The following is a 21,583-nucleotide window of genomic DNA, read 5'->3' as shown; positions in this document are numbered from 1 at the left end:
CGTGGCGCCGACACCCCTCACCTGGTTTTCGTCGTCCGGCGACGGGGCAGACCTCACCGGACGCCCGCCGTACGACGGGCGGATGTCGTGGACATCGTCCGGTGGGCGGGCCACAGTGGGCGTGCAGGCGACCGAGACCCGGGAGCCGGAGGGGGAGCACCGATGTCGGACCTGGCCGGGCAGGACACCGGAGGGCGCGTGAGCACCGAGCCGCCGCTGAAGCGGGTGCTCGGACCCAAGCTCCTCCTGCTGTTCATCGTCGGCGACATCCTCGGCGCCGGGGTCTACGCGATCACCGGCGACGTGGCCGGCGAGGTCGGGGGCATGGCCTGGCTGCCGTTCGTGGTGGCGTTCGCGATCGCGACCCTGACGGCCTTCTCCTACCTGGAGCTCGTGACGAAGTACCCCCAGGCCGCCGGCGCGGCGCTCTACACGCACAAGGCGTTCGGGCTGCACTTCGTCACGTTCCTGGTGGCGTTCGCCGTGGTCAGCTCCGGGGTCACCAGCGCGTCGACGTCGTCGAACCTGCTGGCGTCCAACCTGCTGATCGGCCTCGACGAGACCCTCGGCGACGCCGGCCTGGGCCTGGTCGGCATCCCCACCGGGACCGGTGCCTCCCTGCCGGTCGCGCTGCTGTTCATGCTCGTGCTCGCCGCGATCAACCTGCGCGGCGTCGGTGAGTCGGTGAAGTTCAACGTCGTGCTCACGATCATCGAGGTCACCGCCCTCGCGATCGTGATCGGCGTCGGCTTCTGGGTGATCGGCCGCGGGGACGGTGACCTCGGTCGGGTCGTGGTCTTCGAGTCCGGCTCCGAGCGCGGGATGTTCGCCGCCGTGACCGTCGCGACCGCCATCGCGTTCTTCTCGATGGTCGGCTTCGAGGACTCGGTCAACATGGTCGAGGAGACGAAGGACCCGCAGCGGATCTTCCCCCGCACGATGCTGACCGGCCTCGGCATCGCGGTGCTGATCTACGTGCTGGTGGCCGTCATGGTCGTCACCGTGATCCCGGTGGGCCGCATCTCCGACCCGGTCAACCCCGACGCCGGGATCCTGCTCGACGTGGTCCGGCTCGGCGCGCCCGACCTCCCGGTCGACAAGCTGTTCCCCTTCCTGACGGTCTTCGCGGTCGCCAACACCGCGCTGATCAACATGCTGATGGCGTCCCGGCTGATCTACGGCATGGCCAAGCAGGACGTCCTGCCGCGCAGCCTGTCCAAGGTCCTGCCCGGGCGACAGTCCCCGTGGACCGCGATCCTGTTCACGACGGTGCTCGCGCTCGTGCTGATCACGGTGGTCGCCACGCTGGGGGAGACCAGCGTGGTCGCCGCCCTCGCCGGCACCACCGGCCTGCTGCTGCTGGTGGTGTTCACGATCGTCAACGTCGCCTGCCTCGTCCTGCGGCGCGACCCGACGCCCCAGGGCGCCTTCCGTGCGCCCACCCCCATCCCGTGGCTCGGGGCGGTCGCCAGCGCGTTCCTCGTGGGCCCGTGGGCCCGGGACTCCGAGGACTGGATCCAGTACCAGATCGCCGGGGGCCTGCTCGTCCTCGGCGTCGTGCTGTGGGCGCTGACCTGGGCCACCAACCGCGGGGTGCGCGCCAAGCGCACCGGCTTCCGCGACATCGAGCACCTCGAGGAGTGACCCACCGCGGCCCGGGGGACGACCTCAGGGCCGCGCCCAGGGCCCCAGCGCCAGCACGTGGCCGACCAGGGGCCACCAGAACTCCCCGGCGCAGCGCCGCTCCAGCTCGGCGGGGGTGACCCACGCGTGGTCGGAGGTCTCGTCGTCGGAGCCGGACAGGGCCGGGCTGCCGGGCACCGTCGCGGTGAGGAAGGCCAGCAGGTCGCGACCGGGCGCCGGGGCGGGGCGGAAGACCTCGTGGCCGAGCAGGTGCAGGTCGGCGCGGGCCAGCCGCACGCCGGTCTCCTCGGCGACCTCCCGCACGGCGGTCGCCACGGCGTCCTCCCCGGGCTCGGTCCGGCCCGCGGGCGGGCCCCACACCCGGCGGCGGGTGCTCCAGACGACGGCGCACCGGCCCGCGGCGTCGCGCAGCAGGACGCTGGCGGCGTAGGTCCGCTCCGCGGGCGGCTCCCAGTCCGAGAGCAGCAGGTCGACGTCGCGCGGGACGCCGTCGCCGAGGTCGAGGCCCACCACGCGCTCGACGGGCCGCTCGCCCTTGCGCTTGCGCAGGCGCAGCCCCGCGGCGTGGAGCGCACGGACCACCTCCCGGGAGGTGACCGGCGCCGCGCCCGCCGCGACCAGCGCGTCGTACGCCTCCTCGGGGACGTCGTAGTGGTCGCCCTCGAAGAGCCGTCGGCTCACGCCGTGGGCGGCCGCGAAGGCGTGCAGCTCGGCCAGCGAGGTGTCCGAGACCAGGTGCGACCACAGCCGTCCGTACGCCGGCCACGCCGGCGGGTCCACGAGGATCGCCACGTCGCGACCCTAGGCGGTCCCGGCACGGGGGCGTCGCGACGAGCCGTCCGCGTCCGCGTCGCCGTTTCGGGGCGGACCGCCACCCGCCGTACCCTGGGCCGGTGACGATCCCAGACCTCGCGAGCCTGCACGCACGCGGCGCGGCCCAGCAGCCGTCCTACGCCGACCGTGACGCGCTCGACGCCGCCGTGGCCCGTCTGCGCACCTCCCCGCCGCTGGTGTTCGCGGGCGAGTGCGACGCCCTGACCGACCAGCTGGCCGCGGTCACCCGCGGCGAGGCGTTCCTGCTCCAGGGCGGCGACTGCGCCGAGACCTTCGACGGCGTCACGGCCGACAACGTGCGCAACAAGCTGCGCGTGCTGCTGCAGATGGCCGTCGTGCTGACCTACGCCGCCTCCGTGCCGGTGGTCAAGGTCGGCCGGATCGCCGGCCAGTACGCCAAGCCGCGCTCCTCCGACACCGAGACCCGCGTCGTCGACGGCGCCGAGGTCACGCTGCCGGCCTACCGCGGGGACGCGGTCAACGGCTTCCCCTTCACGGCGGAGGCCCGCGAGCCCGACCCGCAGCGCCTGGTCGACGTCTACAACAACTCCGCGGCCACGCTGAACCTCGTGCGGGCCTTCGTCACCGGCGGCTACGCCGACCTGCGCCAGGTGCACACCTGGAACACCGACTTCGTCCGTGACTCCCCGGCGGGCCAGCGCTACGAGCAGATCGCCGGCGAGATCGACCGCGCCCTGACGTTCATGCAGGCCATCGGCGCCGACCCCTCCGAGCTGCAGACGACCCAGGTCCACTCCAGCCACGAGGCGCTGGTGCTGGAGTACGAGCACGCGATGACCCGCATCGACTCGCGCACCTCCGACCCGTACGACGTGTCCGGCCACTTCGTGTGGATCGGCGAGCGCACCCGTCAGCTCGACGGCGCCCACGTCGAGCTGCTGCGCCACATCCGCAACCCGATCGGGGTCAAGCTCGGCCCGACCACGTCGGCCGACGACGCCCTGGCGCTCGCCCAGCGGCTCAACCCCGACAACGTCCCGGGCCGCCTGACCTTCATCACCCGCTTCGGCGCCGGCCGGATCCGCGACGGCCTGCCCGCGCTGGTCGAGAAGGTCACCGCCGAGGGCGTGCAGGTGGCGTGGGTCTGCGACCCGATGCACGGCAACACCTTCGAGGCGAGCTCGGGCTACAAGACCCGCCGGCTCGACGACGTCATCGAGGAGGTCCAAGGCTTCTTCGACGTCCACCGCGCGCTCGGCACCTGGCCCGGCGGCATCCACGTCGAGCTCACCGGCGACGACGTCACCGAGTGCGTCGGCGGCGGCGAGGAGCTCGCCGAGATCGACCTGCACAACCGCTACGAGTCGGTCTGCGACCCCCGCCTGAACCGGGTGCAGTCCCTCGAGCTGGCGTTCCTGGTCGCCGGGATGCTCCGCCGCGCCTGAGGCCCACCGCCGCCGTCGCCGACGGCGGCGTCTGGTTGGCTCGGGGCCGTGGATGCCCCCGTCGACCTGCGCTCCGACACCGTCACCCGTCCGACCGAGGCGATGCGCGCCGCGATGGCGCGCGCCGAGGTCGGCGACGACGTCTACGGCGAGGACCCCACGGTCGCCGCCCTCGAGGAGTGGGTCGCCGAGCTCCTCGGCCACGAGGCGGCGCTGTTCACCCCGACCGGCTCGATGGCCAACGTGCTGGCCGTGCGCACCGTGGTCGGGGTCGGCCAGGAGCTGCTGTGCGAGTCCTCGGCCCACGTGGCGCGCGCCGAGCTCGGCGCCCACGCGGCGTACACCGGGCTGACGATGCGCACCTGGACCCACCCGCGCGGCGGGATCGACCTGCCCGCGATCACCGCGCTGCACGCCCCCGACCTCGGGCCGTTCTTCGTGCCCACCGCGGCCATCGCGGTCGAGAACACCCACAACTTCGCCGGTGGCACCGTCCTCCCGCTCGCCGACCTGCAGGCGCTGCGCGCCTTCGCCGACTCGGTCGGGTGCGCGCTGCACCTCGACGGCGCGCGCGTGTGGAACGCCCACGTGGCCACCGGCGTCCCGCTCGCGACGTACGGCGGGCTCGTGGACGTGGCGGCCGTGTGCCTGTCGAAGGGCCTCGGCGCCCCGGTGGGGTCGCTGGTGGTGGGCAGCGCGGACGCGATCGCCGAGTCCCGGGTGTGGCGCAAGCGGATGGGCGGCGGCATGCGCCAGGTCGGCGTCCTGGCCGCGGCCGGGCTGCACGCCCTGACCCACCACGTCGAGCGGCTCGCCGACGACCACGCCCACGCCCGTCGGCTGGCCGAGGCGTGCGGCGTCGACCCGGCCGGCGTCGACACCAACATCGTCGTCCTCGACGTGGACGACGCCCCCGACCTCGTCAAGCGGGCCGCCCTGGAGGGCGTCCGGATCGGCACCGTGGGTGCGCGCACCGTCCGGCTGGTCACCCACCTCGACGCCGACGCGGCCGCCGTCGACCGCGCCGCCTCCGTGCTCGGCCGGCTGCTCGCGTCCCCCGGGCGGGAGACGCGGCGGTAGGGCCGGGCCCGTAGCGTCGGGGCATGACCGCGACGCGCCGATGGGCCCTGCTCGCCCTGGCGCTCGCGCTCCTCGCCGGCGGCGCCGTCGCCGTCGCGGCCCGGCCCGCCGACGACGCCGACGAGGGTGCGGTGGCGCTCGCCCGCCGCGTCCAGGCCTCCGCCGACGCGTCGTGGTCCGGCTACGTCGAGACCCAGGGCACCCTGGCGCTTCCCGAGGCGGACCGGTTCGACTCGGTGGGCGACCTGCTGGGGGAGCGCACGCGGCTGCGGGCCTGGTGGCGCGACGACGACGCGTGGCGGGTCGACCGGCTGCGGGCCACCGGCGAGGTCAGCCTGCGCCACGAGGGGCGGCGGACCACCGAGTGGTCCTACGAGTCCGGCGTCGCCGACGGGGAGGCCGACCGGGCCGTCGACCCGGACGTGCGGCTGCCCCGGGTCGTCGACCTGCTGCCGCCCGAGCTCGCCCGCCGCGTGCTCGACGACGTGCGCCCCGACGAGGTCGCCCGCATCGGCGCCCGGCGGGTCGCGGGCCGTGACGCCCTCGGCCTGCGGGTCACCCCGTCGCTGCCGCAGGCCAGCGTCGGGCGGGTCGACGTGTGGGCCGACGCCGAGACCGGGGTGCCCCTCGCCGTCGAGCTCTACGACGACCCGGCCGCGCCGCCGGTGCTGACCACGGCCTTCGGCGACTTCTCCGCCGAGGAGCCCGCCGCGTCGACCGTCGCCTTCGACCCGCCACCCGGCGTCCGGGTCGTCGACGACGAGGTGCTCGACATCGTCGACGCCGTCGCCCGGTACGCCGAGCAGCGCCCGCCCCGGCGCCTGGGCGGGCTGGAGCTGACCGACGACTCCTCGGGCGCCGTCGGGGTCTACGGACGCGGGGTCACGCGCATGCTCGCCCTGCCCCTGGAGGAGCGCGGTGCCGGTCCGCTGCGCGAGCAGCTCGCCGGCACCCCGGGCGCCGACGTCACCGACCAGCGCACCCTCGCGACCATCGGGCCGCTCGGCGTCGCGCTCACCGACGACGGCGACGGCGACGAGTGGCTGGTGACCGGCGCCGTCGACGGCCGCACCCTGCAGCGCGCCGCCCGCCGGCTGGCCCCGGAGCCCGTCACCCTCGACGCCGCCGTCCGGCGTGGTGTCCAGGTGGCCCCGGCGGGCCGCGACGACGCCGGACGGGGTACCGGCGACCGATGATCCGCACGGAGGGACTCACCAAGCGCTACGGCCGCGTCACCGCGGTGGACGGTGTCGACCTCGACGTGCGCGAGGGCGACGTCTACGGCTTCCTCGGCGCCAACGGCTCGGGCAAGACCACGACGGTCCGGATGCTGCTGGGCCTGGTGCTCGCGACCTCCGGCACGGCCGAGGTGCTCGGGCGCCCGATGCCCCGCGGCCGCGCCGAGGTGCTGCCGCAGGTGGGGGCGCTGGTCGAGGGCCCCGGCGCGTACGACGGGCTCTCCGGCCGCGCCAACCTGCGTCTCTTCGACGCCATGGGTCCCCGCGGGGCCGCGGGCGGGCGTCGTACCCGCCGGGCGCGGGTCGAGGAGGCCCTGGAGCGCGTCGGCCTCGCCGGGGTGGACCGACGACCGGTGCGGGCCTACTCCCTCGGGATGCGCCAGCGCCTCGGGCTGGCGTCGGCGCTGCTGCGCGCCCCCCGGCTGCTGGTGCTCGACGAGCCGACCAACGGTCTCGACCCGCAGGGGATCCACGAGATCCGCGAGCTGCTGCTCGAGCTGAACCGCGCCGGCGTCACCGTCTTCCTCTCCAGCCACCTGCTCGCCGAGATCGAGCAGATGTGCACCCGGGTCGGGGTCCTCGACCGCGGCCGGCTGGTGCTGCAGGAGCAGCTCGACGTGCTGCAGCGCCCGACGGGACGCACCGAGGTGCTCACCGCCGACCCGACGCGTGCCGCCGAGCTGCTCGGCGGCGCCGTCGAGCACCGCGCCGCCGCCCCCGGCGGGGGGCGCCTGCTGGTCCGCACCGACGACGCCGCGGGCCTGAACCGCCGGCTGGTCGAGGCCGGCTGCCGCGTCCTCACCCTCGCCCCCGAGCGGCGCACGCTGGAGGACGTCGTCCTGGCCGCGGCCCGCGGGAGCGGGGACCGACCGGGGTTCCGCACCGACGACGACGGCGGGCCCGGCGCGCAGCGGGACGGCGGGGACGCCCTCGCGGCGCGCCGCGCCGACGAGGGAGCCGCATGATCGCCGTCGAGCTGCGCAAGCTCCTCACCAGCCGCCGCACCTGGGTGACGATCGCCCTGATCGACGCCCTGCCCGTGCTGGTCGCGGTCCTGCTGGCCGTCACCGGGGTGGGCCCGCGCCCGGGCAGCGGGCCCGCGTTCCTGTCGGCGGTGCTCACCGACGGCACGCTGTACCCGCTGGCGGCGCTGGCGATGGTGGTGCCGCTGTTCCTGCCGGTCGCCGTGGCGGTCACCGCGGGGGAGGCCGTGGCGGGCGAGGGCCAGGCCGGGACGCTGCGCTACATGCTGATCCGGCCCGTCGGCCGCACCCGGCTGCTGGTCGCCAAGCTGGTGGCGGTGATCGTGTTCGCGCTCGTCGCGGTCGTCGTCGTCGCGGTCACGGCGTACGTCGTGGGGGTGACGCTGCTGGGCCAGCAGGACGTCACCGCGACGACCACCACCTTCTCCGGCACCAGCCTGAGCACGCCCGAGCTCGTCCTGCGGACGCTGATGTCGTTGGGCTACGCGATGCTCTGCATGCTCGGCGTGGCCGCGATCGCGCTGTTCCTGTCGACCGTCGTGGACACGCCCCTGGCGGCCGCCCTGGGCGCGATCGCGATCCTCATCGCCTCGACGCTGCTGCTGACGCTCGACGCCGCGGAGGCGTTGCAGCCGTGGCTGCTGACCCGCTACTGGCTCGCCTTCACCGACCTGTTCCGCGACCCGATCCTGTGGCGCGACCTGGTGCGGGGCGTGGGTCTGCAGCTGCTGTACGTCGCGGTCTTCCTCGGCGCCGCCTGGGCCAACTTCGCGACCAAGGACGTCACCCGCTAGCCGCGCGGCCGCCGGCGCGGTCCCGGGGGGCCGGGACGGGATCAGGGGTCGGGACGGGATCAGGCGGGACAGCGCGGCGGCGGGGCGTCGGGGACGGCGCCACCGAGCGCCTCGAGGACCATGCCGACGACCGCGTCGTCGCTCGGCAGGTCGCCGTGCTCGACGGCGCGGCCGGGGCACACGTCCTGCACCGCGTAGGCCACGGCGCCCTCGAGGCGCCCGGAGGTCGCCGGGACGACCACCCGGTCGCCCTCGGTCCACAGGCTCACCCAGACCGGGCCCGGCGGGGTCTCGTCGTCGGCGTTGAGCTCGGCGAGGAGCGGCGAGTCGGTGGTGAGCTGGCGGCAGGCCTCCGGGCAGGAGCCGGGGGTCAGCTCGGCGCCGAGGTCGGCGACCTCGGTGCCGTGGTGGGGAGAGCCGAGGGTGACGACCCGCCGGGCGAGCGAGCCGCCGCCCTGCTCGGCCACCCACAGCCGGGCCACGACGCCGCCGGCCGAGTGGCCGACGACGTCGACCGAGGCGGAGCCGGTGCGCTCGGCGAGGGTCTCGGCCGCGTCACCGAGCGCGACGGCCTGGTCGCGGAGGTCGCCCGTGCCCCCGTCGGTGCCGCTGACGACCTCGACGGTGCGGCCCTCGGCCCGCAGGCGGTCGGCGAGGGTCTCGAGGCCCGCGCCCGAGGCGCCGTAGCCGGCGACGAGCAGCACCGGCCCGGGCTCGTCCTGCGCCACCGGGTCGACCGCGGGTCCGTCGTCGAGCGCCCGGGCGATCCCCAGCCCGGCGAGGACGACGAGCAGCAGCAGCGCCAGCGTCGTCGCGAGCAGGACGGTGCGACGGCGCGCCGGGGCGAGGCCGTCGAGCACGACCGGTCCGCCCCTCAGTCCGTCGTCCGACGGTCGGCGCCGCCGTCGTCCATGCCGTCGTCCGGGCCGTCGTCCGGGGCGTCGTCGACGGGGACCCCCTCGAGGGCGATCTCGCTGACGGCCGTGTAGTCGCGTCCGTCGCGCCCGCGGCCGGGCGCCGAGACGGCCGCGATCCGGACGCGCACGGTCGAGGTCTCGGTGGGGCGGATGTCGGTGCGCTGGACCTCGCGGACCTCGCGGAGGCTCTGCACGACGCGGCTGCCGTCGTCGAAGAACCACTCGACCCGTCGGACGCGACGGTTGGCGTCGTACCAGTCGACGGCGCGGTCGCCCGCGGTCCCGGCCTTGGCGTAGCCGTTGAGCAGGCCGACGGTGGTGATCACCGTCGGGCGGTCGAGCCGGACGGTGAGGACGGTGTCGCGGGCGTTGCCGGCGACACGCCAGGCGGTCTCGGGGCGACCGTCGAGCAGGTTGGTCGCGTCGTAGGTGACGCGCTCGCCGGAGAGGTCGACGTTGGGCGGGGCGGTCCGCGGGGCGGTGACGGCGGCGGCGACGGGCCGGGCGTCGCGCCGGGAGACGCGGTCCGCGGGCTCCTCGTCGGGGCGCGCCTCGCCGCCGCGCGACGAGCCGGTCCGGCGCTCGCCCGGGTCGGTGGCGCCCGGGGAGGCGGCCCCGTCGGTGCGGTCGCCGACGACCGTGCGGGACGGACCCGCGGGCAGCGCACCCACGTCACCGGTCCCGACCGCGGTCAGCGGGTCGGGCCGCGTGGCGACGACGGTCCCGGCCGTCCCGGCGGCGAGCGCCACCACGGCGGCCGCCACGACCCACGGGACCAGCGGCCGCAGACGGCGGGAGGGGCCGGGGGCTGTGGTCGGCGCCGCGGGGGCGGCGGTCGGCGCGCTCCGGACCACGGGCGCGGGTCGCAGGTCGTCGGCGTAGAGGGGGAAGCGGGGTGGTCGCGGCAGGTCCGCGGAGGGCTCGACCACGGCGGGCACGGGAGCCATCGTGCGGGTCTCGTCGCCGGAGCGGTGGGCGTCGGCGAGGACGGCGGGGAGGGGTCGTTCGGCGGTGTCGGTGCGCCAGTCGCCCCAGGCGTCGCGCTCGGCCATCTCTCGCCTCCTCGTCGGCTGGTGGGACATGGTCGGGGGTCGGTGGGGTGAGATCGGTCTCCCAGGCTAGGCGAGGCCGTTCCCCGCGCCCAAGCCGATGGCCACGGGCGCGACGCGCGAGGCCCCGGCCGACCGGGCACCCGTCGTGGGTGCCCGGTCGGCCGGGGCCGTGGTGGTGCGGTGTGCGCGGCCGGGGGCTCAGCCGTCGGCGCGGCTCGCGTCCGCGGCGCCGGTCTCGCCGGTGGCACCGGCGGTGGTGAGCTGACCGCCCATGCTCTCGAGGTGGGCGCGCACGAACCACTGGAACTTCTCGAGCTCGGCGGTCTGGGCGATCACCATGTCCTCGGTGATCGGGTCGAGGTCGCCGGTCTCCGCGATGACCCCGCGGTTGTCGCCCACGAGGCCGGTGTAGACCAGGTCGAGCGCACCGAGGTGGGCCAGCGCGGTGTCGCGGCCCAGCGAGTAGTCGTCCCAGCTGCGGTCGGCGATGAGGGCGCCCGGGGTGCCCTTCGGCGAGCCGCCCAGGGTGGCGATGCGCTCGGCGACCTCGTCGGCGTACCCGCGCACGAGCTCGACCTGCGGGTCGATCATCTCGTGCACCGCGATGAAGTGGGGCCCGACGACGTTCCAGTGCACGTGCTTGAGGGTCAGGTGCAGGTCGTTGTAGGCGCTGAGACGGGTCTGCAGCAGACCGATGATCGTCTCGGCCTGGGCCTTCTCGAGACCGGGCACGGTGTAGGACACGCTCACGGATGACTCCTTCGTCTGGTGCGGTGGGTGGTGTTCGGTGGTCCGGTCACGGGAACCCCGCCCGGAGGGCTCGTTGTTCCCGCGACCTGCCGACGGGCTCGGTCTCAGCCGAGGAAGTCGCGGACGTCCACGTGCTCGCCGTGGTCGCTGATGTGCTGGGTGAGACGGGCCAGGACGTCGTCGGGGACGTCGAGGCCGGCCTGCGCGACGGCCCCGTCGAGCTCGGCGCGCACGGTCTCCGCGGGGGCCGACTCCTCGTAGGAGACGACGCGGTCGACCGCGGCCTGGAGTGCCTCGACCCGCGGGTCGTCGTCGGGGGTGCTGGGGGTGACCGGTTCGCTCATGCTGCGGCAGTACCCACATCGTCGTGGCCCTACCGTGGCCCCGTGACCGCCCGTCGTCCCCGCCCGCGACCGGCCCCGGGGACCCCCTCGCGGTTCGTGTCGCGGTACGTGTCGCCGGTCGTGTCGCGCGTGCTGGTGGCGGGGCTGGCGCTGGTGGCGACCGCCGCGCTCGCGGCCGGCTGCGCCGAGGGCCCGGGGCGGGCCGGCGACGGCATCGGCGAGCCCGTCGTGCCCGCGCCCGGCGAGGGCACGACCCCGGGTGGGGACCCCGACGCGGGTGCCGTCGACCCGCCGCCGGTGCCCGCGGGCACCGACGACCTCCGCCGCGCCGTGCGGCTCTACGCCGACGCGCTCCTGACCGGCCGCGCCGGACCGGCGTACGCGCTCTACACCGACGCCTGCCGCGACCGCGTCGACCGGACCGCGTTCGGCGACCTCGTCGCCCGCGCCGGGGAGCTGTACGGCGAGCCGCTGCCCTTCGCCGCCTTCAGCGCCGTGGGCGCCGACGCCGACGAGGTCGGCGACCGCGCGGAGGTCGACTACACCCTCCGCGGCGCCCGGGGCCTGGTCCAGGAGGACGAGACCTGGGAGCTCACCGCCGACGGCTGGCGGCTCGCGGACTGCTGAGCCGACCCCGCCCGTCGAGTCGTCGCGAGCTCCCGGACCCGGGCCTCGAGTCGTCACGAGCTCACCCCGGAGCAGCGGGTGGGCCGGGAACTGGTGACGGCTCGGCGGGAGGGGGCCGGGAACTGGTGACGGGTCGGCGGGAGGGGGCCGGGAACTCGTGACGGCTCGGCGGGTCAGAAGACGGTGATCGTGACCTCGTCGCCGCGGTCGACCCTCTCGCCCTCGCCGGGGTCGACGCCGACGACGAAGCCGAGGCCGACCGAGTCGTCGTCGTCCTCGACGACCTCGAGACCCAGGTCCTCGAGCAGCTCGCGGGCCTCGTCGACGCCGCTGCCGACGATGCCGTCCGGGATCACGACGGTCTCGGGGCCGAGGCTGACGACGAGCGAGAGCGTCTCGCCGGGCAGGAGCTCGCCGGGTCCCGGGCTCTGGCTGACGACGTCGCCGGCGTCGACGTCGTCGGAGTACTCCTCGGTCACGTCGACCTCGAGGCCGGCGTCGGTGTAGCGGTCCTCGGCGTCCTCGGCGTCCGTGCCGACGAGGTCGTCGACATCCACCGGCTGGGGCCCGAGGCTGACGATGATCGAGACCTCCTCGCCGGGCGGCAGGCTCGTGCCGGCACGGGGCGTGGTGCCCAGCACGGTGCCGGCCTCGACGTCGTCGTCGTAGCGCTCGACCCGCTCGCCCACCTCGAGGTTGGCGGCCAGGACGGCGTCCTGGGCCCGGTCCTCGGAGCCGCCGCGCACCCGCGGCACGTCGTACCGCTCGGGTCCCCTCGAGACCGTCAGCGCGACCGGCCCGTCGCCGAGGACGCGCCCGCCGGCGGCCGGGTCGACGCCCATGACCTCGCCGGGCGGCACCTCCTCGGAGTAGTCCTGCCGGACGTCGGCCCGGAGCCCGGCGTCCGCGAGCGTGGAGACGGCCGCGTCCTGGGACTCCCCGAGGACGGCGGGGACCGGGGTCCAGCGGGCGTCGAGGAACCAGTACGCACCCCCGGCCAGGAGCACTAGTGCCAGCACGGCCGCGAGCACCACCCACGGCCCCCGCCCCCGGCGCCGCGGCGCCGAGGGTCCCGCGGGCCCGTCGGAGGTCGGTCCGGGCGGCACGCGCCGGTCCCAGACCTGGGTGTGGGCCTGCGGGCGGGGGAGCGCGACCGGGGGCTCGTCCACCTCGGCGTCGTCGGGCGGCCACGGCTCCCCGGGTCCGTCGGCACCGCCGGCGCCCGCGGCCCCGGCGGGCCCGCCGAACAGCCAGGTCCCCGAGTCGCTCTCGGCGGTGACCGGGCCGGCGGAGGTCGGCACGGCGCCCACGGGGCCGGGGGACGCGGCGGGCCGGAGGTCCGCGACGAGCTCCGGGTCGTCGACGTCGCCGTCGGCGAGCGCCTGCGACACGCGGTGGGCGTGGCGCAGCAGCACGCCGGCGTCGGCCGGGCGCTGGCCGACGTCGCGCACGCACGCGCGCGCCACCAGCGCGTCGACGTACGGCGGGAGGCCGGGCGCCAGCGCGGACGGCGCGGGGACGTCGGTGTGGACGTGGTGCCACGCCACCTGGATGGGGGTGTCGCCGCGGTGGGGCTTCACGCCGGTGAGCAGCTCGTGGAGCACGATCCCCGCGGCGTACACGTCGGCGTGGGTGTCGGAGGTGCCCTCGGTCAGCAGCTCGGGCGCCAGGTAGGACACGGTGCCGATCAGCACCCCGCTGGTGGCGGTGTGCTGGGTCTCGGTGCTGACGGCCTTGGCCAGCCCGAAGTCGGCGACCTTGACGGCGCCGTCGTCGCCGATCAGCACGTTCTCGGGCTTCACGTCGCGGTGCACGATCCCGGCGCGGTGGGCCGCGCTGAGCGCGGACAGGACCGGCTCGAGCAGGGCGAGGGCGCGGCGGGGCGGCAGCGGCGCCTCGTCGCGGACGACGTCGCGCAGCGTGCGGCCCGGGAGGTGCTCCATCACCAGGTAGACCAGGCCGTCGGCCTGCCCCTGGTCGTGCACCGCGACCACGTGGGGGTGCGACAGGCGCGCGGCCGAGCGGGCCTCCCGCACGAAGCGGGCGACGAACTCCGGGTCGTCGCCCAGCGAGGCGTGCATCACCTTGATGGCGACGGTGCGGTCGAGACGGACGTCGGTGGCCCGGTGGACGACGGCCATCCCGCCGCGGGCGATGCGCGGACCCACGAGGTAGCGGCCGTCGACGAGGCGGCCCTCGAGGGCGGAGGCGTCGACGGGACCGCGCGTGCGGGTGCCACCGTCGCCCATCGCCGTCCTCCTCCGCGGTCCCCCCTCGTCCCGGTCCGCCGGCGCCCGGGTGGCGCCCATCGTACGGAGCCGCGGGGGCCCCGGGCCCGCCCGACGCCGTGCGGCGTGGCGCCGTACGAGGGCGATGCGCCACGATGGGCAGCATGAACCGCGCACGTCGTCCCGAAACCTCCGGCGGTCCGCTGGGCTCCGCCGACCTCGACGCCCTGGTCGGGGAGTGGAGCGACTGGGCCGGCGTCGCGCAGGAGCTGGGGGTCCCCACCTCCCGCGTCGGCCGCCTGATCCAGGAGCACCGGCTCGCGGGCGCGGTCCCGCGACCCGGCGCGGGCCAGCAGGTGCCGGCGCTCTTCGTCCAGGACGGGGAGATCGTCAAGGGCCTGCCGGGCCTGCTGACCGTCCTGCACGACGGCGGGTACGACGATCGCGAGGCGATCGCCTGGCTGTTCACCGACCTCGACCTGCCGGGGCGCCCGATCGACGCGCTGCGCGAGAACCGCGGCACCGAGGCCCGTCGCCGGGCCCAGGCCATGGCCTTCTGACCCCCTGGGGCGAGGCACGCACCGGAAGCCGGGCGGCTCGGGCGACTCAGGCCGTGCGGGCCGTGGCGGCCGCGCCGAGGCGGCGCAGCTCGGCCGTGGCGACGGGGTCCAGCCCGGCGCGGTCCAGCGCGGCGTCGGCGTGCTCGACGAGACCGGTGATCGCGGACTCCACCTGGTCCTGGGCGCCGCTGTCGACGATCAGGGTGCGCAGGTCGTCCAGGCGCGCCTCGTCGAGGTGCCGGCCGAGCGAGCGCGCCAGCCGCTCGCGGTCGGTGTCGCGGCCCTGGGCCGCGAGACCGTCGAGGGCCAGGGCCACCAGCACGGTCTGCTTGCCCTCGACGAGGTCGTCGCCGGCGGGCTTGCCCGTGACCGCCGGGTCGCCGAAGACCCCCAGCAGGTCGTCGCGCAGCTGGAACGCCTCGCCCAGCGGCAGCCCGAACGCGCCCAGCGCCTCGAGGTCCGCCGGGCCGCCGCCGGCGAGCGCGGCGCCGAGGTGGAGGGGACGCTCGATGGAGTACTTCGCTGACTTGTAGCGCAGCACGGTCATCGCCTCGGAGACGTCCTCGAGGCCGCGCGCCTGCACCGAGACGTCGAGGAACTGCCCGGCGATCACCTCGCTGCGGCACTCGTCGAGCACGCCCAGGGCGGCGAGGACGGCGTCGGCGGGCAGCCCGCAGCGCCGCAGCAGCTCGTCGGACCAGCTGAGGAGCAGGTCGCCGAGCAGGATCGCGCCCGCCGCGCCGTACGCGTCGGGGCGACCGTCCCAGCCGGCGGCGCGGTGCTCCTCGGCGAGGGCCCGGTGGGTGGCGGGCCGGCCGCGGCGGGTCTCGGAGGCGTCCATCAGGTCGTCGTGGACGAGAGCGCTCGCGTGGAGCAGCTCGAGCGACGCGGCGGCCCGCAGCAGCCCCCGCTCGTCGTCGGCGTCGAGCGGGCCGGGCGACACCGCCCGGTGGCCCCACCAGCAGAACGCCGCCCGGAGCCGCTTGCCGCCCTCGGTGGCGGTGCGGGCCCCGGCCATGAGTCGGCCGGCGTCGGCGCCCAGCGGGGCCAGTCGCGCGTCCATGGCGTCGAGGAAGGCGGTGATCTCCGTCGCGACCCCGGCGCGGAAGGCGGCCTCGTCCCAGCTGGTCACGACCCCGACCCTAGTGCGGTCGGTCCCGGACGAGGCCGGGAGGTCGCGAGGGTCCGACCTAGACTCTCCCCTCGTGGCCACCGACCCCCGACCTCCCTCCCGACGCAGCATCGCCGAGCTGATCCGCGCCGGGGAGCGCTCCTACTCCTTCGAGTTCATGCCCCCGAAGGACGAGGCGGGCGAGGCGCAGCTGTGGACGGCGATCAGCGAGCTGGAGCCCTACCGGCCCACCTTCGTCTCCGTCACGTACGGCGCGGGCGGGTCCTCGCGGGACACGACGGTCCGGGTCACCGGGCGCATCGCCCGGGAGACCTCGATGGTGCCGCTGGGCCACCTGACCTGCGTCGGGCACACCCGCGCCGAGCTCGGGGCGATCCTCGACGCCTACGCCGACGCCGGCGTCCACAACGTGCTGGCCCTGCGCGGCGACCCGAAGGACGGGCCCCGGGCGCCGTGGACGCCGACCGAGGGCGGCTTCACCCACGCCGTCGAGCTCGTCGAGCTGGCCCGCGACCGCGGCGACTTCACCGTCGGGGTGGCGGCGTTCCCCGGCGTGCACCCGGGGGCCGCGTCGGCCGAGCACGACAGCGAGGTGCTGGCCCACAAGCAGCGCAGCGGCGCCGAGTTCGCGATCACCGACATGGTCTTCCGCGCCTCGGACTGGGCCGACCTCGCGGAGCGGTCGGCCGCGAAGGGCGTCGACTTCCCGATCCTGCCCGGCATCATGCCGATCCTGAACCTGGGTCAGGTGGCGCGGATGGCCGAGCTGTCGGGGCGCGAGATCCCGTCCGAGGTCCGCAGCCGGATCGAGGCCCACGCCGACGACCCGGTCGCGCTGCGGGCCGCGGGCATCGAGCTCGCCGCCCAGCTGTGCACCGACCTGCTCGACGCCGGGGCGCCGGGGCTGCACTTCTACACGCTGAACCGCTCCAAGGCGACGCGCGAGATCTTCGCGGCGCTGCAGATCTCCGTCTGACCACCTCCGACCGCCTCCGACCGCGTCCGGCTCCGCGGGCCCGGGGGGTCAGGCCGGACCCAGCTCCTGGGCCACCAGCGCGGCGGTGAGCCCGACGAACGGCAGGCCGGGCAGGGGTGCCGCGTGGGCGCCCACGGCGTACACGCCGGGCACGGGGGTGCGCGGGCCGAGCCGCCGACGGGTCGTCGCCCGGCCCTCCCACTGCACCCCCAGCGGCGACCCGCCCCAGGCCTCGACCAGCGCCCGGGGGCTGCGGTCGACCCGGCTGACCACCCGCCGGCGGAGGTCGACGCCCCGCTCGGCGAGGGAGCGCACGGGGTCCTCGGCGCCCCGCCCCCGCGCGCTGACGGTCCACGCCTCCGCGCCGTCGGGGGCCTGACCGCCGGAGCGGACCACGAGCAGCGGGTCGCCGTGCAGCACGGTCTCGTGGTGCGGCATCGGCGGCAGGTCGCCGCTCAGCCCGAGGTGGGTGACGACGGGCGGCATCGCCGGCACGGCCCGCTCGACGTGGGCGGCGAGCGTGGGCAGCCGGCGTGGGTCGACGGCCACGACCACGACGTCGGCGTCGACCGTGCCGGACTCCGTGGCGACGGCGACCGCCCGCCCACCGCGCACGACCACGTCGCGCACCGCCGTGCTCCGCACCACCTCGACGCCGCGGGTGTCGAGGCGCGCGGCGAGGGCGTCGGTCAGGGTGCTCATCCCGCCCGGGAGCCGCCAGAGCCCGAAGCGCTGCTCGACGTGGCCGACCACGCCGGCCCAGGCCGGCACGTCCCGCAGGCCGTGGCCGTCGACGTCGAAGGGATGGCTGGCGAGCAGCCGCAGCCGCGGGTCGCGCAGGTTCCGGCGCAACCGCCGGTGCAGGGTCTCGCGGGAGGCCAGGAGGCGGGCGGTCTCGGGGCGGCCCACCTCGTCGGACCAGGGCCGCTCGAGGACGTCGCGGCGCAGCAGGTCCCAGGTCTGCGAGTACGACGCCACGTGCCGCGTCCACTGCTCACCGAGACCGGGGCCGAGCCCCTCGACCGCGCGCAGCTGCGCGGCGCGCGACCCGGCCGGGAGCGCCACGGTGGAGCCGTCCGCGAAGCGGTGCTCCCGGACGATGTCGAGGGGCTGCAGGTCGAGCTCGCGCTCGATCGGGCGTCCGGTCTTGCGGAACAGGTCGCGCACCACCGCGGGCAGCAGCGTCCACCCCGGGCCGGCGTCCCAGGTGAAGCCGTCGCGGGTGAGGGACGTGCAGGCGCCGCCCAGGGTCCCGGAGGCCTCGAGCAGGACCACCTCGTGGCCCAGCTTCGCCAGTCGGGCGGCGGTCGCGAGGCCGCCGAACCCGGCGCCCACCACCGCCACCCTCGCCATGGCCGTCAGCCTAGGGGCGCGGCCTCGACGTCGATCTCGGTCCCGCCCGTCATCGCGAGCAGCTCGTCGGCGTCGGTGCTGAAGACCGCCGCCGGGTGGCCCGCCGCGGCCCAGACGACCGGGTGCGCCCGCAGCCACGTGTCGACGTAGGTCGGCACCGGTGACGGGTGCCCCAGCGGGGAGACACCGCCGATGACCTGACCCGTGTGGAGGCGCACGTCGTCGGGGGAGGCCCGGCGCAGCCGGGACACGCCCACCCGGGACGCGGTGGCGGGCAGGTCGACGCGGTGGGCGCCGGAGGTCAGCACGAGCACCGGGCCGTCGTCGCCGGTGAAGAGCAGGCTGTTGGCGATCGCGCCGACCTCGCAGCCCAGCGCCTCGGCGGCCAGCGCGGCCGTGTGCGCCGACGAGGGGAGGAGACGGATCTCACCCCGCCCGGAGGCGCGCTGATGGGCGTCACGGAAGCGTCGCACCGCAGGATGGTCCTCGGACATGGCCCGCACCCTAGGCGGTCGGGCGCGCAGGGTTTGGCGGACGCACGGCCGGGGCAGGCTCCGGGGACGGCGCGGCACGGACCACGCCCGCGAGGACGGACGACGGGGAGCATCACAGTGGACGATCACCAGAACCTCCGGACGACCCCGGGGCCGACCGGGGGCGCCGGGCCGGCCGGTGCCGCTCGCCCGGCGCGACCCGCCCGCGGTGGCCCGGCCGCTCCCGGGGCGGCCCCCCGGGCCGTGCGGGTGGCCTCGGCGACCATGGGGGCGCAGGGCCTGGTCCTGGCCGCGCTCGTCGTGGCGACCATCGCCTGGGAGCAGCTGCTCGTCGAGACGTGGGCCGCCGGCGACCCGGCTGCCAGCGCCGTCGTGGCCCAGGGCGGCCTCGACGCGCTCGCCGATAGCCCGGTGGCGGTCCCCGGCTTCGTGCCGGTCGCCATCGTCACGTTCCTGACCCTCGTGCCGCTGGGTGCGGTCCTGGCGGCGATGCTGCGTCACCGGGCCGCCTGGGTCCGGTCGTGGCTGAGCGTCACCTCCATGGCCGGCATGGTGTTCGCCGGCCTGGCGCTCCGCGCCGGGCCGCCCGCGGTGTTCGGCGCCCTCGCCGCCCTCGCCGGCCTGTCCTGCGTGGTGCTGCTCCTCGCGCTGTGGCACCCGACGGCCAGCCGCTGGCTCGGCCGCTCCCCGTCGTACGACGCGGGGCGCGGCGGCGCCTGAGCGACGCCCCGGGTCGTGGGCGGGACCCGGGACCGCTCGGACCCCGACCGTCTCGTGACCGCGGGATCCGCCCTGGGTCCGCCGTGGGGTCCGCCGTGGGACCCGTCGGTGGTCCACCCGGGGGGTTGACCGGTGTGGCCCGACGGGCTACCGTCGAATCATCGAACACGCGTTCGATCTCCGGCCGCAGCGACGACGCCTCGACCCCGTCGTCGCTGCGGCCACCCGGGTCGAGGTCCTGCTGCTGCGCGCACCCGAGGAGACCCATGCCCGGCCCGTCCGTCCCGCACCCCCACGCCCTCCCGGCGAGTGCGCACGCCTACCTCGCCCGGTCGGCCGCCTCGCTGCGCGAGGCCCTGCTCACGAGCGACGTCCCCCGCCGCTACGCCACGGCCCACGTGGCCGCCCTCCAGGCCGCCGCCGCACTCCTCGCCGCGCGTGCCCACCCGGACCCGCGACGTCGTCCCCAGCGCAACGCGTGGGTGCTGCTGTCCGAGGTCGCGCCCGAGTTGGCCGAGTGGGCCACCTTCTTCGCCGCCGGTGCCGCCAAGCGCGCGGCCGCCGAGGCGGGGGCGCGTCGTGCCGTCACCGAGCGGGAGGCCGACGACCTGGTGCGCGACGCGGACCGCTTCCTCGCGACGGTGGAGACCTGCCTGGGGCTCGTGCCCCACGCCCTCGACCGGCTCGGTGCGCCGGTCGTCGCCGACCAGGAGCGACGCTCGGCCTGAGGTCCGCCCGGGCGTCCCCGCGGGGTCGCCGGCGTCACTAGGGTGGGGCCATGTCGGTGCCCCCCTCCGAGCGTCCTGCCGCGCGCCCCGCCGAACGACCCTCGGACCGGGGCCCCGAGAGGCCGTCCGAGAGGCGCGGGGCGGCACGCACGGCGGTCGTCTGGGAGGCGCTGCGCGGGCCCCTGGCGGCGGACGGACCCCTCGACGTCCTCGACGTCGGCGGCGGCACCGGCGGGTTCGCGGTCCGGGTCGCCGAGCTGGGTCACCGTGTGACGGTCGTCGACCCGAGCCCCGACGCGCTCGCGATGCTCGGTCGCCGTGCGGCCGAGCGCGGCGTGGCCGAGCTGGTCCGCGGCGTCCAGGGCGACCTGTCGGACCTCGCCGGCGCGGTCGGGGAGACCCGTGGCGTCGACGTCGTGCTGTGCCACGGGGTGCTCGAGGTGGTCGAGGACCCCGGGGCGGCGCTCGCCGCGCTGTCGGCGGCCCTGCGTCCCGGGGGCGTGCTGAGCCTGCTGGTGGCGCAGCGCTACGCGGCGGTGGTGGCGCGGGCGATGGCCGGCCACCTCGTGGCCGCGCGCGCCCTGCTCGAGCCGGCCGCCGCGTCGCCGCCCGGACCCCAGCGCACCCGCCGCTACACCCACGCCGAGCTCCGTGAGCTGCTCGCGGACGCCGGGCTGCCGGTGGAGTCGGTGCAGGGAGTGAGGGTCTTCGCCGACCTCGTGCCGGGCGCGCTGCTGGACCTCGAGCCGGGGGCGGGGCAGGCCCTCGTCGAGCTCGAGCAGGCGGTCGCCGACACCGAGGAGCTGTTCCCGCTCGCGACCCAGCTGCACGTGCTCGCCCGTCGTACGCCGTGAGGGTGCCGGCGCCGCGTGCCAATTTCTGGTCCTGGGTACCCTCGGAGTCACTGGCTGCCTAGAATCATCGCCTCATCCTCGGCGGGCCAGAACAGGTCCGTGCGTCTGTGTCTGGGAGGTACCCGTGCCGCTCTCGGAAGAGGAGCTGCGCATGCTCGAGCAGATGGAGCGTGCCCTCGTCGAGGAGGACCCGAAGCTGGCGTCCACCATGCGGGGGACGACCCTGCGACGGGCCGCGCGTCGTCGCGCCATCGGTGCGGGCGTCGTGTTCCTCGGCGGTGTCGCCGTGCTCATGGGCGGTGCGGTCAGCGGCTACACCGTGGTCGGCATCGTCGGCTTCGTGATCATGCTCGCCTCCGCGACGCTCGCGGTGGCCGCGGTGCGCAGCCGCCAGGCCGGCACCGCCGAGTCCGACGAGCAGCGTGCGGACCCGACGGCGGGCCCGGGCGCCTTCACCCTCATCGAGGGCGGGCGCTCCCGCGGCCGCGGCGGTCGTGCGCCCCGCCAGAAGCGTGGGCGCCCCGGCGGCTCCGGCTCCTTCATGGAGCGCATGGAGCAGCGCTGGCGCCGTCGCCGCGACAACGGCTGACCGCTCGCCACACCCGCGCCAGGGCTGCCGAGTCGGCAGTTGCGTGCGCCCTAGGACGGCCGAGTCGGCAGTTGCGTGCGCCCTAGGACGGCCGAGTCGGCAGCTGCGTGCGCCCCAGGACAGCCGAGTCGGCGGTCGTGTGCGCCCCAGGACAGCCGAGTCGGCGCTGGTGTGCGACTCCCGCACGCGCACGCAGGTCGATGTCGCCCGGTGCCGGACCGGACGGGGCCGCGGGTGCCTCGACCGCCGTCGACGTCGCTGACGCCGACGACGCGGTGAC

Annotated in this window: 22 protein-coding genes; 13 read left to right on the top strand and 9 right to left on the bottom strand. The window is 76.3% G+C overall.

Annotated elements, in window-relative coordinates; all coding sequences use genetic code 11:
- Positions 1-198 precede the first annotated feature (198 nt).
- A complete protein-coding gene (locus tag ABD158_RS06080; protein ID WP_344005114.1) occupies positions 199-1,644 on the top strand; it encodes an APC family permease in 1,446 nt (481 codons plus the stop codon).
- A 24-nt stretch (positions 1,645-1,668) separates the two neighbouring features.
- Here the strand turns inward: ABD158_RS06080 and ABD158_RS06075 are convergent, their stop codons facing one another.
- Positions 1,669-2,436, bottom strand: a complete 768-nt coding sequence (locus ABD158_RS06075) for a DUF4031 domain-containing protein (RefSeq protein WP_344005111.1) — start codon at positions 2,434-2,436, stop codon at positions 1,669-1,671.
- Positions 2,437-2,537: 101 nt separating this feature from the next.
- Here ABD158_RS06075 and ABD158_RS06070 point away from each other — a divergent pair, with 101 nt between their 5' ends.
- From ABD158_RS06070 to ABD158_RS06050, 5 genes are read left to right on the top strand one after another with little or no spacing between them, the layout of a single operon-like run.
- Positions 2,538-3,884, top strand: coding sequence for a class II 3-deoxy-7-phosphoheptulonate synthase (locus tag ABD158_RS06070; protein ID WP_344005108.1), 1,347 nt, complete (start codon positions 2,538-2,540; stop codon positions 3,882-3,884).
- Positions 3,885-3,932: 48 nt separating this feature from the next.
- Positions 3,933-4,964, top strand: coding sequence for a threonine aldolase family protein (locus ABD158_RS06065; protein ID WP_344005105.1), 1,032 nt, complete (start codon positions 3,933-3,935; stop codon positions 4,962-4,964).
- A gap of 23 nt (positions 4,965-4,987) precedes the next feature.
- Positions 4,988-6,160, top strand: coding sequence for a LolA family protein (locus tag ABD158_RS06060; RefSeq protein WP_344005102.1), 1,173 nt, complete (start codon positions 4,988-4,990; stop codon positions 6,158-6,160).
- Positions 6,157-7,167 carry an ABC transporter ATP-binding protein gene (locus tag ABD158_RS06055; RefSeq protein WP_344005099.1) on the top strand — a complete coding sequence of 337 codons (1,011 nt, stop codon included), beginning with the start codon at positions 6,157-6,159 and terminating at the stop codon, positions 7,165-7,167. The genes ABD158_RS06060 and ABD158_RS06055 overlap by 4 nt, the downstream gene beginning before the upstream one ends.
- Positions 7,164-7,979, top strand: coding sequence for an ABC transporter permease (locus ABD158_RS06050; protein ID WP_344005096.1), 816 nt, complete (start codon positions 7,164-7,166; stop codon positions 7,977-7,979). The genes ABD158_RS06055 and ABD158_RS06050 overlap by 4 nt, the downstream gene beginning before the upstream one ends.
- Before the next feature lie 59 nt (positions 7,980-8,038).
- Here the strand turns inward: ABD158_RS06050 and ABD158_RS06045 are convergent, their stop codons facing one another.
- The 4 genes from ABD158_RS06045 to ABD158_RS06030 form a co-directional block, all read right to left on the bottom strand.
- Positions 8,039-8,839, bottom strand: coding sequence for an esterase/lipase family protein (locus ABD158_RS06045; RefSeq protein WP_344005093.1), 801 nt, complete (start codon positions 8,837-8,839; stop codon positions 8,039-8,041).
- 14 nt (positions 8,840-8,853) lie between these two features.
- Positions 8,854-9,948, bottom strand: a complete 1,095-nt coding sequence (locus tag ABD158_RS06040) for an NADase-type glycan-binding domain-containing protein (protein ID WP_344005090.1) — start codon at positions 9,946-9,948, stop codon at positions 8,854-8,856.
- Positions 9,949-10,146: 198 nt separating this feature from the next.
- Positions 10,147-10,698 carry a Dps family protein gene (locus ABD158_RS06035; RefSeq protein WP_344005087.1) on the bottom strand — a complete coding sequence of 184 codons (552 nt, stop codon included), beginning with the start codon at positions 10,696-10,698 and terminating at the stop codon, positions 10,147-10,149.
- A 104-nt stretch (positions 10,699-10,802) separates the two neighbouring features.
- A complete protein-coding gene (locus tag ABD158_RS06030; RefSeq protein ID WP_344005085.1) occupies positions 10,803-11,042 on the bottom strand; it encodes a hypothetical protein in 240 nt (79 codons plus the stop codon).
- Positions 11,043-11,084: 42 nt separating this feature from the next.
- Between ABD158_RS06030 and ABD158_RS06025 the strand changes: the two genes are divergently transcribed.
- Positions 11,085-11,669, top strand: coding sequence for a hypothetical protein (locus ABD158_RS06025; RefSeq protein WP_344005082.1), 585 nt, complete (start codon positions 11,085-11,087; stop codon positions 11,667-11,669).
- A 173-nt stretch (positions 11,670-11,842) separates the two neighbouring features.
- Here ABD158_RS06025 and pknB read toward each other — a convergent pair whose 3' ends face one another.
- The gene (pknB, locus tag ABD158_RS06020; RefSeq protein WP_344005079.1) at positions 11,843-13,918 is read right to left on the bottom strand and encodes a Stk1 family PASTA domain-containing Ser/Thr kinase; all 2,076 of its coding nucleotides are present in this window, start codon (positions 13,916-13,918) and stop codon (positions 11,843-11,845) included.
- 143 nt (positions 13,919-14,061) lie between these two features.
- On the opposite strand from pknB, the gene ABD158_RS06015 reads away from it, so the two are divergent.
- The gene (locus tag ABD158_RS06015) at positions 14,062-14,457 is read left to right on the top strand and encodes an Rv2175c family DNA-binding protein (protein WP_344005076.1); all 396 of its coding nucleotides are present in this window, start codon (positions 14,062-14,064) and stop codon (positions 14,455-14,457) included.
- 46 nt (positions 14,458-14,503) lie between these two features.
- Here ABD158_RS06015 and ABD158_RS06010 read toward each other — a convergent pair whose 3' ends face one another.
- A complete protein-coding gene (locus ABD158_RS06010; RefSeq protein WP_344005073.1) occupies positions 14,504-15,589 on the bottom strand; it encodes a polyprenyl synthetase family protein in 1,086 nt (361 codons plus the stop codon).
- A 73-nt stretch (positions 15,590-15,662) separates the two neighbouring features.
- On the opposite strand from ABD158_RS06010, the gene ABD158_RS06005 reads away from it, so the two are divergent.
- Positions 15,663-16,565, top strand: coding sequence for a methylenetetrahydrofolate reductase (locus ABD158_RS06005; protein ID WP_344005070.1), 903 nt, complete (start codon positions 15,663-15,665; stop codon positions 16,563-16,565).
- 48 nt (positions 16,566-16,613) lie between these two features.
- On the opposite strand, the gene ABD158_RS06000 is transcribed toward ABD158_RS06005, so the two are convergent.
- Together ABD158_RS06000 and ABD158_RS05995 are read right to left on the bottom strand one after the other, a co-directional pair.
- Positions 16,614-17,918: a phytoene desaturase family protein gene (locus tag ABD158_RS06000; protein ID WP_344005067.1), complete on the bottom strand. Its 1,305-nt coding sequence runs from the start codon at positions 17,916-17,918 to the stop codon at positions 16,614-16,616.
- A 5-nt stretch (positions 17,919-17,923) separates the two neighbouring features.
- Entirely contained in the window at positions 17,924-18,412 is a 489-nt protein-coding gene (locus ABD158_RS05995) for a YbaK/EbsC family protein (RefSeq protein ID WP_344005065.1), read from the bottom strand.
- A gap of 264 nt (positions 18,413-18,676) precedes the next feature.
- Between ABD158_RS05995 and ABD158_RS05990 the strand changes: the two genes are divergently transcribed.
- The 4 genes from ABD158_RS05990 (at position 18,677) to ABD158_RS05975 (ending at position 21,303) form a co-directional block, all read left to right on the top strand.
- Positions 18,677-19,132, top strand: coding sequence for a hypothetical protein (locus ABD158_RS05990; RefSeq protein ID WP_344005063.1), 456 nt, complete (start codon positions 18,677-18,679; stop codon positions 19,130-19,132).
- A gap of 266 nt (positions 19,133-19,398) precedes the next feature.
- A complete protein-coding gene (locus ABD158_RS05985; RefSeq protein ID WP_344005060.1) occupies positions 19,399-19,860 on the top strand; it encodes an SAV_6107 family HEPN domain-containing protein in 462 nt (153 codons plus the stop codon).
- Positions 19,861-19,910: 50 nt separating this feature from the next.
- On the top strand, positions 19,911-20,714 hold the full coding sequence (locus tag ABD158_RS05980) for a methyltransferase (protein ID WP_344005057.1): 804 nt from the start codon (positions 19,911-19,913) through the stop codon (positions 20,712-20,714).
- A 124-nt stretch (positions 20,715-20,838) separates the two neighbouring features.
- Positions 20,839-21,303 (top strand): DUF3040 domain-containing protein, encoded by a 465-nt coding sequence (locus ABD158_RS05975; protein WP_344005054.1) that lies wholly within the window; start codon positions 20,839-20,841, stop codon positions 21,301-21,303.
- The last annotated feature ends 280 nt before the right edge of the window (positions 21,304-21,583 follow it).

Origin of the sequence: Nocardioides lentus, assembly GCF_039529515.1 — a bacterium.
Classification (GTDB): Bacteria; Actinomycetota; Actinomycetes; order Propionibacteriales; family Nocardioidaceae; genus Nocardioides; species Nocardioides lentus.
The sequence above is the reverse complement of the archived record's forward strand: the minus strand, read 5'-3'. Positions and strand labels throughout refer to the sequence as shown.